This is a genomic window from Pseudomonas sp. B21-009 (assembly GCF_024749345.1).
Classification (GTDB): Bacteria; Pseudomonadota; Gammaproteobacteria; order Pseudomonadales; family Pseudomonadaceae; genus Aquipseudomonas.
Genome location: NZ_CP087199.1, coordinates 4,466,254 through 4,484,466 on the forward strand (window position 1 = coordinate 4,466,254; position 18,213 = coordinate 4,484,466).

An 18,213-nucleotide genomic window follows, 5' to 3' on the forward strand; every position below is an offset into this window, starting at 1 on the left:
CACGCCTGGCGTGCCTCTACTGGCAATAGCGGCCATCATTGCGAGGGAAACGACATGGGTATCAAGCCGATTGCACTGCTGCTGGCAGTGACTGCGGGGTTAAGCGGCTGCGGCGAGAACGCCCGCCTTGAGGTCAGCGACGGGGTCGGCCCGTCGCCGCAATTGCCCGAACCGAACAAGACCCTGATCCCCACCGTCAACATCGCCCCCGCCATTGGCTGGCCCCAGGGCATGACGCCCAAGGCCGCGCCCGGCACCCAGGTGGCGGCCTTCGCCGCAGGCCTGGACCACCCGCGCTGGCTCTATGCCCTGCCCAACGGCGACATCCTGGTAGCCGAAACCAATGCCCCGCCCAAGCCCGATGACGGCAAGGGTATTCGCGGCTGGGTGATGGGCAAGGTCATGGACCGCGCCGGCGCCGGCGTGCCCAGCGCCAACCGCATCAGCCTGCTGCGCGACAGCGACCACGACGGCGTGGCGGAAACCCGCACGACGTTTATCGAGAACCTCAATTCACCGTTCGGCATGGCCCTGGTCGGCAATGACTTCTACGTTGCCGACACCGATCGCCTGCTGCGCTTTCACTATGAACCCGGCGCGACTTCGATCAAGGGCCCGGGTACAGCCGTGGCCGAACTACCGGGCGGCACGCTGAACCATCACTGGACCAAGAACGTGATCGCCAGCCGTGACGGCAAGAAGCTCTACGTCACCGTCGGCTCCAATAGCAATGTCGGCGAGAACGGCATGGACCAGGAAAAAGGCCGCGCGGCGATCTGGGAAGTCGACCCGGCCAGCGGCCAGACGCGGATCTTCGCCTCGGGCCTGCGCAACCCCAACGGCCTGGCCTGGGAGCCGCACACCGGACAGCTGTGGACCGCAGTCAACGAGCGTGACGAGATCGGCAGCGACCTGGTGCCCGACTACATTACCTCGGTCAAGGATGGCGGCTTCTATGGCTGGCCCTACAGCTATTACGGCCAGCACATCGATCAGCGGGTCAACCCGTCTGATCCGAACCTGGTGGCCAGCGCCATTGCCCCGGACTATGCGGTGGGGCCGCACACGGCGTCGCTGGGCCTGACCTTCGCCGAAGCAGGGGTGCTGCCGGCACCGTTCGAGCAAGGCGCGTTCATTGGCCAGCATGGCTCGTGGAACCGCAAGCCGCACAGCGGCTACAAGGTGATCTTCGTACCCTTCAGCACTGCCGGCAAACCTGCGGGCAAGCCGATCGACGTGCTCAGCGGGTTTCTCAATGATGAAGGCAAGGCCATGGGCCGGCCGGTCGGGGTGATCAACGATCAGCGCGGCGGCTTGCTGGTAGCCGATGATGTCGGGAACACGATCTGGCGGGTGAGCAAGGCCCGGTAAGCCGGGGGAGCTTAGCGTTTGCGGCAGAGGGTCAAGCCATCGCCAATCGGCAGCATCGACAGGTCCACCCGTGGGTCGTCCTTGAGCGTGCGGTTCAAGGCCTGAATGGCGCGGGTGTCTTCGCTGTGCGGGTTTTGCTCAAGCACCCGCCCGCTCCACAAGGTGTTGTCGAACAGTACCAGCCCGCCCACTCGCAGCAGTCGCAGGGCCTCTTCCAGATAGTGCGGGTAGTTGGCCTTGTCGGCATCGATGAAGATCAGGTCGTAGCGCGCTGATGGTAGTGTCGCCAGGGTCTGCAACGCCGGTGCCAGGCGTAGCTCGATGCGCTCGGCGACTCCAGCCTCCTGCCAGTAGCGCCAGGCCACGGCGTTGTAGCTGCCTTCAAGGTCGCAACAGAGCAACTGCCCGTGCGCCATGGCCTGAGCCATGCACAAAGCGCTGTAGCCGGTGAAAGTACCCACCTCGATCACCCGCTCGGCACCGATCAGGCGCACCAGCAGCGCCAGCAACTGGCCTTGCTCCGGTGCCACCTGCCAGCGTGCTTCGGCCAGGGCCTGGGTTTCTTCACGCAAACGGGCGAGCAACGGCGTCTCGCGCAGCGACACGCTTTGCAGGTAGTGGTAGAGGGGGTCGTCGAGGTAGAGCGTCTGGGCGGTCATCGTCTACCTCGCACAGGTCAGGGGTTGCGCGCCAGGTGCGCTGGCTGCAGCACCCGCTTGGCGTTCAGGTAGGTCTTTTGCCAATAGCTGTTGGACAGGTAGTCCAGGCGCACCGTTCCGCCGGTGGCCGGGGCATGGACGAAGCGCCCTTCGCCGACATAGATACCGGCATGGCTGACCTGCGAGCCACCATTGGTGGCAAAGAACACCAGGTCGCCGGACTGCAGGTCGTTGCGCTCGATGCTCGGTGCGCGGATGCCGATCATCTCCCGGGTCGAACGCGGCAATGAGATGCCCGCAGCATCACGATAGACGTAGCCAATCAGGCCGCTGCAGTCGAAACCCGAATCCGGGGTGTTGCCGCCCCAACGGTACGGCGTGCCGACCAGGCCGAGGGCGCGGAACAGCACGTCTTCGGCAACCGGGGAGAAATACACTTGCGGGGCCATGACTGCCGGCTCGACCACTTTACGCGGGGCCGGGGCATGACTTGAGCAGGCACCGAGCAGTGCTGCGAGGGAAAGTAGAGCGAAGCGCGCCATCATCGCCATGGTCAGAACATCCTGTCTGAAGCCGCTTCGGCCAAGAGCCGAAAAGAGTTGAGAATTTAGATTAGACGCTTTCTGTAAACACGCACGGCGACGAGCTTTTCAGCTACGTCGCCGTGGTCAAACCTGTCGAAGGATCAGTTGCGCGAGAGCGTGGTCGCGGCCGGAGCCATGGCCAGTGCACGCTTGGCTTCGATGAAGGTCTTGCTCCAGTAGCGATCACCGAGCTTGTCGATGCGCACGCCACCGCTGCGGCGGCTGCTGGAGTGGATGAACTGATCGTCGCCGAGGTAGATACCGGCGTGGCTGACGCGGCCGCGACCATTGGTGCTGAAGAACAGCAGGTCGCCTGGCTTGAGGTTGTTGCGAGCAACCAGTGGGGCCTTGACGTTGATCATTTCGCGGGTAGAGCGCGGCAGGTTGAGGCCGGCTTCTTCGCGGAACAGGTAACCGATGAAGCCGCTGCAATCAAAGCCGGTGTTCTCGGAGGTACCACCGAAACGGTAGCGGGTACCGATCAGCGACATGCCGCGCTCGAGAATGTTGTCGGCCAGGGCTGGCAGCTGGTAAGGCTTGCTGCTGGAGAAATCTTGCAGCTCTTCTTCGGTGGCCAGCTCTTCCTCGAACGTCGCCTGGACGGAGGACTTGGTCGAAACCTGAGCGGAAACCGGTTGCTGCTGAACCTGCTGCTGCGATACGGGACCGGTGGTCGCGCAGCCAAAAAGCAGGGTCACGAGTGCGAGGGGCACGAGGGGTGCGAAGCGATTTAGCATGGGCACGACCGTGTCTGGAATTTAAAGAAGTCGAGACTATGCCTTCTATCGCATCGATTTGCAAATTCAATCGAAAAAAATGTGACTTTTATGTGCCGAGGCTCTAGCCCCTGCCTTACCAGCCCAAAGTTTCTTTCAAGAACGGGATGGTGAGCTTGCGTTGAGCCTGCAAAGAGGCCTGGTCGAGGCGCTCGAGCAGGTCGAACAGTGCGCTCATGCTACGGGTGCCACGGGTGAGGATGAAGTGCCCGACCTCGTCGGTCAGGTGCAGGCCGCGGCGCGAAGCACGCAATTGCAGGGCGCGCAGCTTGTCTTCGTCCGACAGCGCACGCATCTGGAAGATCAGCGCCAGGGTCAGGCGCGACTTGAGGTCGGCGAGCTTGATCGGCAGTTCGCGGGGCGAGCTGGAGGCAGCCAGCAACAGGCGCCGACCACTGTCGCGCAGGCGATTGAAGAGGTGGAACATGGCCTCTTCCCACTCCGGCTTGCCGGCAATGACATGCAGGTCGTCGAGGCAGACCAGTTCATACTGTTCGAGGTTGTCGAGCAATTCGACGCCGCGATCGAGCAATTGCGCCAGGGGCAGGTACACCGCCGGTTCACCCAGTTGCTCGAAGCGCAGGCAGGCGGCCTGCAGCAGGTGGGTGCGGCCCACGCCCTGTTTGCCCCACAGGTAGATCAGGCTTTCGGTCCAGCCGGCGTCGGCTTCGCAGAGTCGCTCGACGTAGCCCAAAGCGGCGGCGTTGGCACCCGGATAGTAGTTGATGAAGGTGGCGTCATCACGCAGACGCACACCCAGGGGCAACTGGATCGGTTTCATGCTGGCTGGGCAGTTCCGGGGAACCGCAAGGGGCCTTTTGTGAAAAGTCTGCAAAGTTTATACCCGTGGAGCCCCTCGCACAATCTGCGCAGACCACAAGTAAAATCAAAGGCTTGCATTAGCGGGCAAAGGCCAATGCAAGCCAGGTGCTATCAAGCTAGAGATCCGGGTCGATTTCGCCCGCGTAGATATCCGACTCTTTATACAGGTCATGCACATGGCGCAGCAGCACCATGATCACCGCCGCCACCGGCAAGGCCAGCAACACCCCGGTAAAACCGAACATCTCGCCACCGGCCAGGATCGCGAAGATCACCGCCACCGGGTGCAGGCCAATGCGATCGCCCACCAGCAGCGGTGTCAGCACCATGCCTTCGAGCGCCTGGCCGACCATGAATACGGCTGCGATGCCGAGCAAAGGATAAGGGTCGCCGCCGAACTGGAACAGCCCGGCAATCATCGCCGCGCCGATACCAATAATGAAGCCCATGTACGGCACGATCGCCGCCAGGCCCGCCAGCAGGCCGATCAGCAAGCCCAGCTCCAGGCCCACCAGCATCAGCCCCGAGGCATAGATGATACCCAGGGCCAGCATCACCAGCAGTTGGCCACGGACGAAGGCGCCCAGCACTTCGTGACACTCACCAGCCAGGGCCACCACCCGTTCCTCGCGCTGGCGCGGCAGCAGGCTGCGGATCTTGGCCATCATCAGGTCCCAGTCGCGCAGCAGGTAGAAGCTCACCACCGGGATCAGCACCAGGTTGGCCAGCCAGCCGATCAGGGCCAGGCCCGAAGCCGTGGCCTGGGACAGGATGACCCCGACGATGTCAGTGGTCTGGCCCATGTGCTCGCTGATGGCGGCCTTGATCTTGTCGAACTTCCAGAAGCCGTCGGCCAGGCCCAGGCGCGTCTGCACCCAGGGCAGGGCCTGGTGCTGCAGCCAGTCGAGCATCTGCGGTGCCAGCTCATACAGGCGCACCAGCTGTTTGGCCAGCATCGGCACCAACACCAGCAGCAACAAGGTCAGCAGCAGGGTGAACAGGGCAAACACCACCACCACGCCCCAGGTGCGCGACAGGCCGGCGCGCTCCAGACGGTCGACCAGCGGATCGGCCAGGTAGGCCAGCAAGATGCCGACCAGAAACGGCGAAAGAATCGGGTGCAGCCAATACAGCAAGGCCGCGCACAGCAGCGCCCCACCTACCCATACCCAGCGACGTGTATCAGTCATGAACGGCTCCCGGCCAGGTCAGGGTTTACCAACGAAAACGCAGCCCGTTGAAGGGTTGCGGGGCGGCGGCCTGGGTTGCCCCGGGGTTGGCCGGATCGACGGCTGCAGGTGCCGCGGGCGCATCGGCCGGCAGCTCCTGCAACTTGGCCAGGCCCAGTTGCGCGCGCAACTGATCGCTGTTGCCGGTGACCTGGTAGGTCAGGGTATCGCCCTGCACCACCTTGAGCCGCGCGCCGTAAGGCTCGAGCACCCGGCCCAGTTCGGCATAACGTTCCAGGGTCATGCCCTGGACCTGCACCTGCATTTCGCTGCTGGCCCCTGGACGGGCGACGAAACGCGGCGCCAGGCGGTTGCTGACGGCGAGCATCACGGCATCGGCCAGGGCCGCCTGATCAGCGCCCTCGGCAGTGCCCTGCTCGCGCTGCTCGCCCAGCCACAGGCGCCACTTGCCCTGCCATTTGCCATCGGCTTCGCTGGCGTGCACCGCCAGCAAGGCATCGGCGCCGTAGCGCTCGGAAGCCTCGCGCAGCGGCGCCGGGTCGGTGCCTTCAAGATTCTTGCCGGTTGCCACCAGTTGCTCCTGCAGATCGGCCAGCGGCAAGCGCAGCGGCAGGCCGCGGTGCTGGGCGGCGCGACGCAGCGGTTCGGCGCTGCCCTGGCCGTCGCCGACCAGGTTCGAACCTTCGACGCTGTCGTTCAACCACCAGCCGAGGATCGCTGGCCGGTTATTGCCCCACAGGGCCAGGCCCGCCTGACGCAAGGCGCGCTCGGTGCTGCCCGGGTCGAAGTCGACCAGCACGGTTTCCGGCGGGCCGGCCTCGAAGCCGAACTGGCTGATGATTTGTTGCGGGTCTTTGCGCAGCGCAGCCAGGCCCGGGCTTTGCACAGCCTTGGCGTCGCCGGTCAGGCGCAACACCAGGGTTTCGAGGGCTTTTTCGGTGGCCTGGGTACGGGCTTCGGCGCCCTGGCCGGTGACCGGTTCGCGGACCTGATAAAGGCCGGAGAGGGTTTCGGCCTGAGCCGAGAGGCCGAACAGGGCCAGACAGCCGGCGGCCAGGTAATTACGCAAACGCATGGAGGATTCCTGTCCAGGTAATAAAGAAGCGTGGGCGACAAAAACGGACGCAGCTCAGACCGCAGCACCCGGTAAAACATTCAACCGCTGGCGGCAAATTGCGCCCATCGCCTTTGCTATACCTTATACAGCCTGCGCCGTGGCAACCAGTCGCGCACTGTTAAAGCGTATTTTTCGCAACATTTAAGGCCCTGCCCGTCGGCCTGAGGATGGCCGCTACCGGGCAACCCTGATAAAATCGCGCGCCTTCGCAGACCGGCGACGGTCAGGCAGCCGGATTCCCTCCGCCTTGCCTGGCAGGTCACGGTCGATTCCCCTGAATCCCTCCCCCCTAAAGGCCTGGATCATGAGCAAGCAACCCTCCCTGAGCTACAAGGACGCCGGTGTAGACATCGACGCCGGTGAAGCATTGGTCGAACGCATCAAAGGCGTTGCCAAGCGCACGGCGCGCCCGGAAGTCATGGGCGGCCTGGGCGGTTTTGGCGCCCTCTGCGAGATCCCGGCCGGCTACAAGCAGCCGGTTCTGGTCTCCGGCACCGACGGCGTCGGCACCAAGCTGCGCCTGGCACTGAACCTGAACAAGCACGACAGCATCGGCCAGGACCTGGTCGCCATGTGCGTCAACGACCTGGTGGTCTGCGGTGCCGAGCCGCTGTTCTTCCTCGACTACTACGCCACCGGCAAACTCAATGTCGACGTTGCCGCTACCGTGGTCACCGGTATCGGCGCTGGCTGCGAACTGGCTGGTTGCTCCCTGGTCGGCGGTGAAACCGCTGAAATGCCAGGCATGTACGAAGGCGAAGACTACGACCTGGCCGGCTTCTGCGTTGGCGTGGTAGAAAAAGCCGAAATCATCGACGGCTCCAAGGTTGCCACTGGCGACGCGCTGATCGCCCTGCCATCGTCCGGCCCGCACTCCAACGGCTACTCGCTGATCCGCAAGATCATCGAAGTTTCCGGTGCCGACATCGAAACCGTCCAGCTCGACGGCAAGCCGCTGACCGAACTGCTGATGGCCCCGACGCGCATCTACGTAAAGCCGCTGCTCAAGCTGATCAAGGACACCGGCGCGGTCAAGGCCATGGCCCACATCACCGGTGGCGGCCTGCTCGACAACATCCCGCGCGTCCTGCCAAAAGGCGCCCAGGCTGTGGTTGACGTGGCCAGCTGGAATCGCCCGGCGGTGTTCGACTGGCTGCAACAGCAAGGCAACGTCGACGAGCACGAAATGCACCGCGTATTGAACTGCGGCGTCGGCATGGTCATCTGCGTCGCCCAGGACCAGGTCGAGATCGCCCTGAAGGTCCTGCGTGAAGCCGGCGAGCAGCCATGGGTCATCGGCCAGATCGGCATCGCCGCCGAAGGCGCTGCCCAGGTTGAGCTGAAGAACGTCAAGGCACACTGATGCCGAGCAAGACCTGTGATGTCGTGGTGCTGTTGTCCGGCACCGGCAGCAACCTGCAAGCATTGATCGACAGCACCCGCACCGGCGACAGCCCGGTGCGGATCTGCGCGGTCATCTCCAACCGCGCCGACGCCTATGGCCTGCAGCGCGCCAAAGACGCCGGTATCGCCACCGCCGTGCTCGACCACAAGGCCTTCGACGGCCGCGAGGCATTCGACGCGGCACTGGTCGAACTGATCGATGGCTACCGCCCGCAACTGGTGGTGCTGGCCGGTTTCATGCGCATCCTCAGTGCCGGCTTTGTCCGTCACTACCAGGGCCGCCTGCTGAACATCCACCCGTCCCTGCTGCCCAAGTACAAGGGCCTGCACACTCATCAACGAGCGCTGGAAGCCGGCGATGCCGAGCATGGCTGCAGCGTGCACTTCGTCACCGAGGAACTCGATGGCGGACCGCTGGTCGTACAGGCAGTGATACCGGTAGAGTTGGATGACACGCCAGAACGTCTGGCACAGCGGGTTCACAGCCAGGAACACCTGATCTATCCGCTGGCGGTGCGCTGGTTTGCCGAGGGCCGTTTGCGCCTGGGCGAGCACGGTGCTCTACTGGATGGCCAGCCTCTGGCGGCCAGCGGCCACTTGATTCGACCCTAGGAGAAATTATGCGTCGTGCCCTGCTCTTCGCTCTCGCCGTGCTCGCGCTGCCGTTGCAGGCAGCCGATCTGAAGCCATTCTCGGCCAGCTACACCGCCGACTGGAAGCAACTGCCCATGAGCGGCACTGCCGAGCGCAGCCTGAAAATGAACGCCAACGGTACCTGGGACCTCAACTTCAAGGCGTCGATGATGATCGCCAGCCTGACTGAGCAAAGTACCCTGAAGCTGGACAAGGACACCCTGCTGCCCCAGACCTACCACTTCGAACGTGGCGGCCTGGGCAAGGCCAAGAAGGTCGATCTGGATTTCGACTGGAGCAGCAAGAAGATCACCGGCACCGACCGCGGCGACGCGATCAACCTGCCGCTCAACCGCGGTGTGCTCGACAAGTCCACCTATCAACTGGCCCTGCAGCATGACGTGGCAGCCGGCAAGAAGAGCGTGAGCTACCAGGTGGTCGATGGCGACGAGATCGACACCTACGACTTCCGCGTCCTGGGCAGCGAGAAAGTCACCACCAAGACCGGCCAGGTCGATGCCATCAAGGTCGAGCGCGTGCGCGACCCGAGCCAGAGCAAGCGCATCACCGAGCTGTGGTTCGCCAAGGACTGGGATTACCTGCTGGTGCAACTGCGCCAGGTCGAGACCGACGGCAAGGAGTACGTGATCGTCCTGCAGGACGGCACGGTCGACGGCAAGACAGTCAAGGGCAACTGATTGCCTGACTGCTGGTAATACCCGAAACCCCGCCACGTGCGGGGTTTCTTTTTACACCCTTGGTAGGAGCGGGCTTACCCCGCGATCGCAGGCTACCCGTCACATCGCATCGCGGGGCAAGCCAGCCCCCACAGGGACATGAAAGATGTTTCATGCGCCGTTTATTTACTTAGCCTGCTAACAAATTCTATAAAAGAGACCTGCGACACGGTGCCGCAGTTAACTGAAAGTGGAGTTTGCAGATGACTGTCAAAGTAACTGAGCGCGACGAAAGCAAAATGTCTCACGAAGGCCTGGCTGCAGGCGTGCGCATCTGGGATGTGCATCAGCAGGGTGAGCTGGTCGGCATGTTCCACAACGAGCATGAGGCCCACAGCTACCGCATCGAGCTGGAATACCTCGAGAACAGACGGCAACAGCAATAACCCCCTCCAGAAAAAACAAACCCCACCGAAGCGGGGTTTGTCGTCTTTACCACATCAGATCGTCAGGGATCACGTAGGCCGCGTACGGATCGTCGGCATCCGGCTCTTCAACCTGGGTGTTGAGCAGGACAATGCGCTGCGGGTCGCGCTCCTGGATCTTCAGCGCCGCTTCACGGGGGATCACTTCGTAACCACCGCCATGGGCCACGATGGCCAGCGAACCGCTGCTCAGCTTGCTGCGCATCAGGGCGTTGACCGACAGACGCTTGACCTTCTTGTCGTCGACGAAGTTGTAGTAGTCCTCGGTGGTCAGCTTGGGCAGGCGCGAGACTTCGATCAATTGCTTGACCTGGGCGGCGCGGGCCTTCTGCTCGGCCTTCTCCTGCTGCTGGCGGTTGAGCTCCTGGTCGCGCTTGGCTTTTTCCGCCATGGCTTCCTTGGCCAGCCGCTGCTGGGTATCGTCGACCTCGACCTGGCCTTTGTGCTCCAGGCGCTTTTGTTTCTTCTGATCTTTACTGACCTGCTTGACCTGTTTCTGGTTGACCAGACCGGCCTTGAGCAATTGGTCGCGAAGGGAAAGGCTCATCGTTCACTCACTTATGCAACAGCTCAGCCGCAGCTGGGCAGGTTCTTTTCCTGACGTTTGGCTTCGCCCCAGAGCGCATCCATGTCTTCGAGGGTGCAATCTTCAATCGGACGGCCTATGTCGCGCAATGCCTGTTCGATAAAACGGAAACGTCGCTCAAACTTTTTGTTCGCCCCGCGCAGGGCGTTTTCCGGGTCGACCTTCAGGTGCCGGGCCAGGTTGACCGCCGCGAACAGCAAATCGCCAAGCTCGTCGGCCAGGGCCACGCTGTCGTCGTCGGCCATGGCCTGCAGCACTTCGTCGAGTTCTTCGCGAACCTTGTCGAGCACCGGCAAGGCGTGTGGCCAGTCGAAACCGACCTGGGCGGCACGCTTTTGCAGTTTGGCCGCCCGCGACAAGGCCGGCAACGCGGCCGGCACGTCGTCGAGCAACGACAACTGCTCGGGCTCGCCCTTCTCGGCGCGCTCCTGGGCCTTGATCTGTTCCCAACGCTGCTTGACCTGGGCTTCGTCGAGCTTGGGTGTGTCGAGGGCAGCGTAGAGTTCACCGCTTGGGAATACGTGCGGATGGCGGCGGATCAGCTTGCGGGTGATGCTGTCGACCACGCCATCGAACTCGAAACGGCCTTCTTCGCGTGCCAGCTGGCTGTAGTAGACCACCTGGAACAGCAGGTCACCGAGTTCGCCCTGCAAGTGCTCGAAGTCGCTGCGCTCGATGGCGTCGGCCACTTCGTAGGCTTCTTCGAGGGTGTAGGGGACGATGGTCGCGTAGGTCTGCTTGAGGTCCCACGGGCAGCCATGCTGCGGGTCGCGCAGGCGGGCCATGAGGTGGAGCAGGTCGTCTAGGGTATACATCTTGGGTTCCTTATCGCGGGTCAAGCCCGCTCCCACAGAGGATGCCTGCAGGAGCGGGCCTGGCCCGCGATAGCAGTCTTACGGCGTACGGTTACGCCGCGTCTCGATGATGTTCGGCAGTTGCGAAATCCGCCCCAGCAGGCGCCCGAGGGCATCCAGGCCAGGAATCTCGATGGTCAGCGACATCAGTGCGGTGTTGTCTTCCTTGTTCGAGCGGGTGTTGACCGCCAGCACGTTGATCCGCTCGTTGAGCAGGACCTGGGAAACGTCACGCAGCAAGCCCGGACGGTCGTAGGCACGGATGATGATATCCACCGGGTAGGTCTGTACCGGCACCGGCCCCCAGCTGACCTGGATGATCCGCTCCGGCTCGCGCCCGGCCAGTTGCAGCACCGAGGCGCAGTCCTGACGGTGGATGGTCACGCCACGGCCCTGGGTGATGTAGCCAACAATCGCATCGCCCGGCAGCGGCTGGCAGCAACCGGCCATTTGCGTGAGCAGGTTGCCGACGCCCTGGATCTGGATGTCGCCACGCTTGCCCGGCTTGTAGCCGGTGGCCTTGCGCGGCACCAGCTCGACATGATCGCTGCGCTCGGGCTCGACCAGTTGCTGCGCGGCGTTGACCAGGTGCGCCAGGCGCAGGTCCCCGGCGCCCAGCGAAGCGAACATGTCCTCGGCGGTACGCAGGTTGGCTTTTTCCGCCAGGCGTTCGAAGTCGACCTGCGGCAGGCCCAGGCGGTTGAGTTCGCGCTCGAGCAGGGTCTTGCCGGCGGCGACGTTCTGGTCGCGGGCCTGCAGCTTGAACCAGTGGACGATCTTCGCCCGCGCCCGCGAGGTGGTGACGTAGCCCAGGTTCGAGTTCAGCCAGTCGCGGCTGGGGTTGCCGTGCTTGCTGGTGATGATCTCGACCTGCTCGCCGGTCTGCAGGCTGTAGTTGAGCGGCACGATGCGGCCGTTGATCTTCGCCCCGCGGCAGTTGTGGCCGATCTCGGTGTGCACCCGGTAGGCAAAATCCAGCGGCGTGGCGCCCTTGGGCAGGTCGATGGCGTGGCCATCGGGGGTGAATACGTAGACCCGGTCCGGTTCGATATCAACGCGCAGCTGTTCGGCCAGGCCTCCGATGTCGCCCAGCTCCTCATGCCACTCCAGCACCTGGCGCAACCAGGAGATTTTCTCCTCGTAGTGGTTGGAGCTGGGTTTGACGTCGGTGCCCTTGTAGCGCCAGTGCGCGCAGACGCCGAGCTCGGCCTCTTCGTGCATGGCATGGGTGCGGATCTGCACCTCGAGGACCTTGCCCTCAGGGCCGATCACCGCGGTGTGCAACGAGCGGTAGCCGTTTTCCTTGGGGTTGGCGATGTAGTCGTCGAACTCTTTAGGAATGTGCCGCCAGAGGGTGTGGACGATACCCAGCGCGGTGTAACAGTCGCGCATTTCCGGGACCAGCACGCGCACTGCGCGCACGTCGTAGATCTGGCTGAATTCCAGGCCCTTGCGCTGCATTTTGCGCCAGATCGAATAGATGTGCTTGGCCCGGCCGCTGATGTCGGCGTTGACGCCGGTGGCCAGCAGTTCGTTCTGCAGCTGGTTCATCACGTCGCTGATGAAGCGCTCGCGGTCCAGCCGGCGCTCGTGCAAAAGCTTGGCGATCTGCTTGTACTGATCGGGTTCGAGGTAGCGGAAGGACAGGTCTTCCAGCTCCCACTTGATATGACCGATGCCCAGTCGGTGGGCCAGCGGTGCGTAGATATCGAAGACTTCGCGGGCGACGCGATTGCGTTTCTCGTCGTCGGCGCCTTTGACCGCGCGAATCGCGCAGGTCCGCTCGGCCAGCTTGATCAACGCCACGCGCACGTCGTCGACCATTGCCACGAGCATCTTGCGCAGGTTCTCGACCTGCGCCTGCGAGCCCAGCACCAGCGACTGGCGCGGGCTGAGACTGGCACTGATGGCAGCCATGCGCAGCACGCCGTCGATCAGTTTGGAGACCACCGGACCAAAACGCTGGCCGACTTCAGCCAGGGTCACCTTGCCTTCGCGCACGGCGCGGTAGATGACCGCGGCGACCAGCGAGTCCTGGTCGAGCTTGAGGTCGGCCAGGATTTCAGCGATTTCCAGGCCGGCCTGGAAACTCGACGTACCATCGGCCCAGGAATGCTTGGCCGGGTTGCCCTTTTTTTCGATGTCCTGGGCGAACTCGCAAGCGGCCTTGAGGGCCTCCCGGTCCAGCGCCAGGTCGACGCTCACCACATGATCCAGCCATGCTTCGAGATTGATACTGCCGTCGGTGTTGACCGGCTGGTGCACTCTCACCTGTACCATCTTTGTTTACCTTTCCCTACAGCGCATTCGCGATGCGCTTGAAATCACTGGTGCTGCCCCTGCCGGACCCAAGGTGCAGCGCCGAACGCGTCAGCCTGGCTAACCCGCTTCGAATAACGCCATGGCTTCGACATGCGCCGTCTGAGGAAACATGTCGAGAATCCCGGCACTTTTTAACCGGTAACCCTGCCTGACCAGTTCAACGGTGTCGCGGGCCAGGGTCGCCGGATTGCACGATACATAAACAAGACGTTTCGCGCCGAGGTCTGCGATTTTTCGCACAACCTCAAATGCACCATCACGCGGTGGGTCCAAGAGTACCGCAGAAAAGCCTCCTGCGGCCCAGCCCGACGCCGCCAAAGGCTGCGATAAATCGGCCTGAAAAAACTGCGTGTTATGCAAATTGTTGCTACGGGCATTGGCGGCGGCCCGCTCGACCATCGCCTGCACCCCCTCCACCGCCACCACTTCCTTGGCCTGCCGGGCCAGCGGCAAGGCAAAGTTGCCCAGGCCGCAGAACAGGTCGAGCACGCGCTCATCGGCCTGCGGCGCCAACCAGGCCAGGGCCTGCTCGATCATCGCGGTGTTGACCTGGGCGTTGACCTGGACGAAATCGCCCGGCCGGTACGCAAGCTCCAGGTTCCACGGTTCAAGGCGGAAACCGAGGCTCTGACCGGCGTCCAGCGGCAAAGGTTCACCCTCGCCTTGCAGCCACAGCTGCGCACCGGCCTCGGCGCAGAACGCCTGCAGGCGCGCCAGGTCGCCCTCAGCCAATGGCCCGGTGTGGCGCAACAGCAGCGCCAGCGCGGTACCGCTGAACAGTTCGACGTGACCCACCACTTGCGGCTTGCTCAGGCTGCGCAACAGCGTAGGCAGGTGACGCATGATCGACTGCAAGGGTTGTACCAGCACCGGGCAGTCGTCGATGGCGACGATGTCCTGGCTGGCTTCGGCGCGAAAACCGACTTCAAGCTGTTTTGCCTTGTTGTCCCAACGCACCGCAACCCGCGCCCGGCGCCGGTAGCCGAATTCCGGACCGCTCAGCGGCGCGGCCCAATGCTCGGGCTGCACGCCGGCAACCCGCTGCAACTGCTCGGCCAGCAGGCGTTGCTTGAGCGCCAGTTGCTCGGCATGGGGCAAGTGCTGCAGGTTGCAGCCGCCACAGCGGTCGAAGTGCTTGCACGGGGCCTCGCGGCGCGCCGGGCTGGCACTGAACACCCGCTCAAGGCGCGCCTCGACCACCTTGCCGTGGGTGTTGAGCACCCGCGCTTCGACCTCTTCCTCGGCCAGCGCGCCACTGACGAACCAGGTACGACCGTCGAGAAAGGCGATGCCCCGGCCGTCACCGGCCAGGCGCTCGATGCTCAGGCGCTGCTTTTTGCCGGTGGGGATCTGTGGCGCGCGGGTGCCACCGGCCGGCTGAAAGCGCAGGCCGCTGTTACGTTTGTTCTTGGACATCAGTTCACTGAATCGAAAATGCCGGTCGACAGGTAACGGTCGCCACGGTCGCAAATGATCGCCACCATCACGGCGTTTTCCAGCTCGCGGGACAGGCGCAGCATGGCTGCCACTGCACCACCGGAGGACACGCCACAAAAAATGCCCTCTTCACGGGCCAGGCGGCGGGTGGTTTCTTCGGCTTCGCTCTGGGCCATGTCGACCACGCGATCAACGCGCTCGGACTGGTAGATCTTCGGCAGGTATTCCTGCGGCCAGCGACGGATGCCGGGGATGGCCGAGCCTTCCATCGGCTGCAGGCCGACGATCTGCACCGCCGGGTTCTGCTCCTTGAGGTAGCGCGAGCAGCCCATGATGGTGCCGGTGGTGCCCATGGAGCTGACGAAGTGGGTAATGCTGCCCTGGGTCTGGCGCCAGATTTCCGGGCCGGTGCTCACGTAGTGGGCTTCAGGGTTGTCGCCATTGCCGAACTGGTCGAGCACCAGGCCACGGCCTTCAGCCTGCAGGCGGTCGGCCAGGTCGCGGGCGCCTTCCATGCCCTCTTCCTTGCTGACCAGGATCAGCTCGGCGCCATAGGCGGTCATCGCCGCCTTGCGCTCGGCGCTGGAATTGTCGGGCATGATCAGGATCATCTTGTAACCCTTGATCGCCGCCGCCATGGCCAGAGCGATGCCGGTGTTGCCCGAGGTCGCTTCGATCAGGGTATCGCCCGGCTTGATCTGCCCACGCAGCTCGGCGCGGGTGATCATCGACAGCGCCGGCCGGTCCTTGACCGAGCCTGCCGGGTTGTTGCCTTCAAGCTTGAGCAGGAGGGTATTGCTGGTTTCGCCGGCAATGCGCTGCAGGCGGACCAGAGGCGTGTTGCCGACGCAATCGGCGATGGTTGGGTACTGCAAGGTCATGGCGTATTCGCAATCCAGACTGCGGGGGCGCCTATCATACCGGCAAACGGGATTTGCCCATATCACGCAATGTGTTGGGGTTATAGCTGCGAGCTATAAGCTGGGATTGCGGAGCCTGTTGCGGCCCTATCGGGGGTCAAGTCGGGTCGCCGCACCGCCGCTCCCAAAGGAGATCACACTGCTGGCAGCTGCATGTTCAGGCGCAAGCCCTGCCCGGTGTTCTGCGCCCACAAGCGCCCGCCCTGGCGGACCACGGCATTGCGGGCAATGCTCAGGCCCAGCCCGAAGCCGCCATCGCCGGGGCGCGATCCGTCCAGGCGGGTAAAGGGTGCGAAAATGCGCTCCAGCTCGCTTTCGGCGACGCCACCACCCTGGTCTTCCAGCCAGATCAGCCAGGTATCGCCCTGGCGTCGCCCGTCCAGACGGATCACCCCCGTGGCCGAGGAATGCCGAATGGCATTGCGCAGGATGTTCTCCAGGGCCTGGGCCAGGCTGTTGAGGTTGCCTTGCACCCAGCACGAGGCATCCAGCCCGCAGCGCAGTTGCGCGGCCGGCCAGGCGCTTTCGTAGCAGGCGTCTTCAGCGAGCATTTCCCACAGGGCCTGGACCTGGATCGGCTCTTTGCTCAAGGGCGCCCGCTCAGTGTCGAGCCAGGCCAGTTGCAAGGCATCTTCGACCAGATGCTGCATGCAGTCGATTTCGCGCCCCAGGCGTACGCGTAGCTGATTGGCATCCGCCTCGCTGTCGCAGGCCACGCGCAAGCGGCTCAAGGGCGTGCGCAGCTCGTGGGAAAGGTCGCGCAACAGCTGCTGTTGCAAGGCCACCGTGCCCTGCAGGCGTTCGGCCATGTCATCGAAGGCACGGCCCAGTTCGCCCAACTCGTCCTGGCGGCTGGTGGTGCTGCTGGCGACCCGGGCCGAGAGCTGGTCGGCACGCCAGGCATTGGCCTGCTCGCGCAACTGGATCAGCGGCACAACCAGCATGCGGTAGAGGCCGACGCATAGCAGCAAGGTAAACAGCCCGGGGATGATGCCGTTGGTCACCACCCGCCACAGCACCCGGTACTGCCCCGGCGCCAGGCGCTGCGGCAGCTCCATGACCAAGGTGCCCAAATGTGGCTGTTGCGGGAACGGCAGGCGCATCCACGGCATGCCGATCGCGCGCGGGCTTACTGGCCAGTCGATGCCGCGCAGAAAGGTCAGGCGCCGGCTTTCAGCCTCGTTGAGCGGCGTGCTGCTCAACGACTGCAGGTTCGGGCCGATCACCCCGACCCAGCCGCTTTCCTTTTCACCCACCGCCGCCAGCCAGGCGTCGATACCGGCCTGCCCGCCTTGCAGCCAGGCCTGCTCGGCATCGCTGGCATAACCCTGCAGGATGCTTTTGGCCTGTTCGGAAAGGAAGGCGTTCTGGGTGTCCATGTGCCGGCCCCAGGTCCAGCTCAAGCCGATCATCAGCAGGCAGAAGCCCACCAGCAGGATCGCCAGTTTCCAGAACACGGAATGACGATTGGGCACCTCAATGCACCTCGACGCTACTGAGCACGTAGCCCTTGCCCCACACCGTGCGCACCTCGCGCTCCAGGTAGCCGATGGCCTTGAGCTTGCGGCGGATCTGGCTGACGTGCATGTCCAGGCTGCGATCGTGGCGTGCATAGCCGCGCTGCAACACCTGCTGATAAAGGAAGGCCTTGCTCAGCACCTCTTCATCGCTGCGCTGCAGGGTGTCGAGCAGGCGGTACTCGCTGAGGGTCAGCCCCGCCCACTGCTCGCCATAACAGACATCGCTGGCCTCTTCGTCGAAGCGCAGTTCACCGGCCAGCATCGCAGCCGGTTGCTGGTGGCGCCGCTCCAGCGCTACCCGGCGCAGGATCGCTTCGATGCGAACCTGCAGCTCGACCATACTGAAGGGCTTGGGCAGGTAGTCATCGGCGCCACGCTTGAAACCGCTGATGCGGTCGGCCTCGGCGCCCAGCGCCGACATCAGGATCACCGGCGTCGAGCTGCTTTTGCGCAACTGCGCCAGTACATCCAGGCCGTTGAGGCCGGGCAGCAGGATATCCATCAGCACCACATCAAAGCGGCTGCTCTGCGCGACCTGCAGGCCCTCCTTGCCATTCTGGCACCAGGTGACCTTGAAGCCGCCGCGCTGCAACTCTTCGCGCAGGTAGGCACCCAGGACCGGATCGTCCTCGATGGCAAGGATGTTGGAGGTGCTAATAGATACAGGAGTCATTGGCCGATGCTAGCAATTCTCAATCACGCGATTATTCGGCATTCCCCGTGCACAGGCAACCGCAGCTCGACCAAAGCCCCGGTTATCCTTGGCAATCGACAAAAGCAGATACAAATGAGTGCATTACGCGAGTAGGCGCGGTACTTTTCCGACTTGGTCCGTCAGCAGGAGCTGGCGGAGGCT

The 18,213-nt window shown here is 63.6% G+C and carries 18 protein-coding genes; 5 read left to right on the plus strand and 13 right to left on the minus strand.

The annotated features are described in order from the left end of the window. Nucleotides 1-54: 54 nt before the first annotated feature. Nucleotides 55-1,371 (plus strand): sorbosone dehydrogenase family protein, encoded by a 1,317-nt coding sequence (locus tag LOY34_RS20595; RefSeq protein WP_045195552.1) that lies wholly within the window; start codon nt 55-57, stop codon nt 1,369-1,371. An 11-nt stretch (nt 1,372-1,382) separates the two neighbouring features. On the opposite strand, the gene LOY34_RS20600 is transcribed toward LOY34_RS20595, so the two are convergent. The 6 genes from LOY34_RS20600 to LOY34_RS20625 form a co-directional block, all read right to left on the minus strand. Next, nucleotides 1,383-2,030 (minus strand): O-methyltransferase, encoded by a 648-nt coding sequence (locus LOY34_RS20600; protein WP_093380307.1) that lies wholly within the window; start codon nt 2,028-2,030, stop codon nt 1,383-1,385. Between the two features lie 17 nt (nt 2,031-2,047). Beyond that, nucleotides 2,048-2,581 carry a C40 family peptidase gene (locus LOY34_RS20605; protein ID WP_093380304.1) on the minus strand — a complete coding sequence of 178 codons (534 nt, stop codon included), beginning with the start codon at nt 2,579-2,581 and terminating at the stop codon, nt 2,048-2,050. Nucleotides 2,582-2,715: 134 nt separating this feature from the next. After that, nucleotides 2,716-3,351 carry a C40 family peptidase gene (locus LOY34_RS20610; RefSeq protein ID WP_045195558.1) on the minus strand — a complete coding sequence of 212 codons (636 nt, stop codon included), beginning with the start codon at nt 3,349-3,351 and terminating at the stop codon, nt 2,716-2,718. 115 nt (nt 3,352-3,466) lie between these two features. Next, nucleotides 3,467-4,171 carry a DnaA regulatory inactivator Hda gene (hda, locus tag LOY34_RS20615; protein WP_010220358.1) on the minus strand — a complete coding sequence of 235 codons (705 nt, stop codon included), beginning with the start codon at nt 4,169-4,171 and terminating at the stop codon, nt 3,467-3,469. A gap of 157 nt (nt 4,172-4,328) precedes the next feature. After that, nucleotides 4,329-5,402 carry an AI-2E family transporter gene (locus LOY34_RS20620; protein WP_045195560.1) on the minus strand — a complete coding sequence of 358 codons (1,074 nt, stop codon included), beginning with the start codon at nt 5,400-5,402 and terminating at the stop codon, nt 4,329-4,331. A gap of 25 nt (nt 5,403-5,427) precedes the next feature. Next, a complete protein-coding gene (locus tag LOY34_RS20625) occupies nt 5,428-6,477 on the minus strand; it encodes a DUF2066 domain-containing protein (protein WP_093380302.1) in 1,050 nt (349 codons plus the stop codon). Between the two features lie 346 nt (nt 6,478-6,823). On the opposite strand from LOY34_RS20625, the gene purM reads away from it, so the two are divergent. The 4 genes from purM (at nt 6,824) to LOY34_RS20645 (ending at nt 9,679) form a co-directional block, all read left to right on the plus strand. Further along, nucleotides 6,824-7,882: a phosphoribosylformylglycinamidine cyclo-ligase gene (gene purM / locus LOY34_RS20630; protein WP_195884836.1), complete on the plus strand. Its 1,059-nt coding sequence runs from the start codon at nt 6,824-6,826 to the stop codon at nt 7,880-7,882. Beyond that, nucleotides 7,882-8,535 (plus strand): phosphoribosylglycinamide formyltransferase, encoded by a 654-nt coding sequence (purN, locus tag LOY34_RS20635; RefSeq protein ID WP_093380297.1) that lies wholly within the window; start codon nt 7,882-7,884, stop codon nt 8,533-8,535. The genes purM and purN overlap by 1 nt, the downstream gene beginning before the upstream one ends. Before the next feature lie 8 nt (nt 8,536-8,543). Further along, nucleotides 8,544-9,254 carry a DUF3108 domain-containing protein gene (locus tag LOY34_RS20640; protein WP_195884837.1) on the plus strand — a complete coding sequence of 237 codons (711 nt, stop codon included), beginning with the start codon at nt 8,544-8,546 and terminating at the stop codon, nt 9,252-9,254. A 242-nt stretch (nt 9,255-9,496) separates the two neighbouring features. Beyond that, nucleotides 9,497-9,679: a hypothetical protein gene (locus LOY34_RS20645; protein ID WP_038993913.1), complete on the plus strand. Its 183-nt coding sequence runs from the start codon at nt 9,497-9,499 to the stop codon at nt 9,677-9,679. Between the two features lie 46 nt (nt 9,680-9,725). On the opposite strand, the gene LOY34_RS20650 is transcribed toward LOY34_RS20645, so the two are convergent. The 7 genes from LOY34_RS20650 to LOY34_RS20680 form a co-directional block, all read right to left on the minus strand. Continuing rightward, nucleotides 9,726-10,265, minus strand: a complete 540-nt coding sequence (locus LOY34_RS20650) for a DUF2058 domain-containing protein (RefSeq protein WP_045195569.1) — start codon at nt 10,263-10,265, stop codon at nt 9,726-9,728. 23 nt (nt 10,266-10,288) lie between these two features. Further along, a complete protein-coding gene (gene mazG, locus LOY34_RS20655; RefSeq protein WP_093380294.1) occupies nt 10,289-11,119 on the minus strand; it encodes a nucleoside triphosphate pyrophosphohydrolase in 831 nt (276 codons plus the stop codon). A 78-nt stretch (nt 11,120-11,197) separates the two neighbouring features. Next, entirely contained in the window at nt 11,198-13,438 is a 2,241-nt protein-coding gene (gene relA / locus LOY34_RS20660) for a GTP diphosphokinase (protein ID WP_045195574.1), read from the minus strand. A gap of 99 nt (nt 13,439-13,537) precedes the next feature. Beyond that, entirely contained in the window at nt 13,538-14,896 is a 1,359-nt protein-coding gene (gene rlmD / locus LOY34_RS20665) for a 23S rRNA (uracil(1939)-C(5))-methyltransferase RlmD (RefSeq protein ID WP_045195575.1), read from the minus strand. Further along, on the minus strand, nt 14,896-15,798 hold the full coding sequence (cysM, locus tag LOY34_RS20670) for a cysteine synthase CysM (RefSeq protein WP_045195576.1): 903 nt from the start codon (nt 15,796-15,798) through the stop codon (nt 14,896-14,898). Before cysM ends, rlmD begins: the two co-directional genes overlap by 1 nt. A 173-nt stretch (nt 15,799-15,971) precedes the next feature. Next, nucleotides 15,972-17,312 carry a sensor histidine kinase gene (locus LOY34_RS20675; RefSeq protein ID WP_195884838.1) on the minus strand — a complete coding sequence of 447 codons (1,341 nt, stop codon included), beginning with the start codon at nt 17,310-17,312 and terminating at the stop codon, nt 15,972-15,974. Nucleotide 17,313: 1 nt separating this feature from the next. Next, entirely contained in the window at nt 17,314-18,030 is a 717-nt protein-coding gene (locus LOY34_RS20680) for a response regulator transcription factor (RefSeq protein ID WP_195884839.1), read from the minus strand. Nucleotides 18,031-18,213 lie beyond the last annotated feature (183 nt).

What these genes read in the sequence shown, in the direction of transcription:
- mazG (WP_093380294.1), bottom strand. Translation starts at nt 11,119, where the DNA reads ATGTATACCCTAGACGACCTGCTCCACCTCATGGCCCGCCTGCGCGAC.
- LOY34_RS20680 (WP_195884839.1), bottom strand. Translation starts at nt 18,030, where the DNA reads ATGACTCCTGTATCTATTAGCACCTCCAACATCCTTGCCATCGAGGAC.
- LOY34_RS20600 (WP_093380307.1), bottom strand. Translation starts at nt 2,030, where the DNA reads ATGACCGCCCAGACGCTCTACCTCGACGACCCCCTCTACCACTACCTG.
- LOY34_RS20610 (WP_045195558.1), bottom strand. Translation starts at nt 3,351, where the DNA reads ATGCTAAATCGCTTCGCACCCCTCGTGCCCCTCGCACTCGTGACCCTG.
- LOY34_RS20625 (WP_093380302.1), bottom strand. Translation starts at nt 6,477, where the DNA reads ATGCGTTTGCGTAATTACCTGGCCGCCGGCTGTCTGGCCCTGTTCGGC.
- LOY34_RS20605 (WP_093380304.1), bottom strand. Translation starts at nt 2,581, where the DNA reads ATGGCGATGATGGCGCGCTTCGCTCTACTTTCCCTCGCAGCACTGCTC.
- purN (WP_093380297.1), top strand. Translation starts at nt 7,882, where the DNA reads ATGCCGAGCAAGACCTGTGATGTCGTGGTGCTGTTGTCCGGCACCGGC.
- hda (WP_010220358.1), bottom strand. Translation starts at nt 4,171, where the DNA reads ATGAAACCGATCCAGTTGCCCCTGGGTGTGCGTCTGCGTGATGACGCC.
- cysM (WP_045195576.1), bottom strand. Translation starts at nt 15,798, where the DNA reads ATGACCTTGCAGTACCCAACCATCGCCGATTGCGTCGGCAACACGCCT.
- LOY34_RS20645 (WP_038993913.1), top strand. Translation starts at nt 9,497, where the DNA reads ATGACTGTCAAAGTAACTGAGCGCGACGAAAGCAAAATGTCTCACGAA.
- rlmD (WP_045195575.1), bottom strand. Translation starts at nt 14,896, where the DNA reads ATGTCCAAGAACAAACGTAACAGCGGCCTGCGCTTTCAGCCGGCCGGT.
- LOY34_RS20595 (WP_045195552.1), top strand. Translation starts at nt 55, where the DNA reads ATGGGTATCAAGCCGATTGCACTGCTGCTGGCAGTGACTGCGGGGTTA.
- relA (WP_045195574.1), bottom strand. Translation starts at nt 13,438, where the DNA reads ATGGTACAGGTGAGAGTGCACCAGCCGGTCAACACCGACGGCAGTATC.
- LOY34_RS20640 (WP_195884837.1), top strand. Translation starts at nt 8,544, where the DNA reads ATGCGTCGTGCCCTGCTCTTCGCTCTCGCCGTGCTCGCGCTGCCGTTG.
- purM (WP_195884836.1), top strand. Translation starts at nt 6,824, where the DNA reads ATGAGCAAGCAACCCTCCCTGAGCTACAAGGACGCCGGTGTAGACATC.
- LOY34_RS20650 (WP_045195569.1), bottom strand. Translation starts at nt 10,265, where the DNA reads ATGAGCCTTTCCCTTCGCGACCAATTGCTCAAGGCCGGTCTGGTCAAC.
- LOY34_RS20620 (WP_045195560.1), bottom strand. Translation starts at nt 5,402, where the DNA reads ATGACTGATACACGTCGCTGGGTATGGGTAGGTGGGGCGCTGCTGTGC.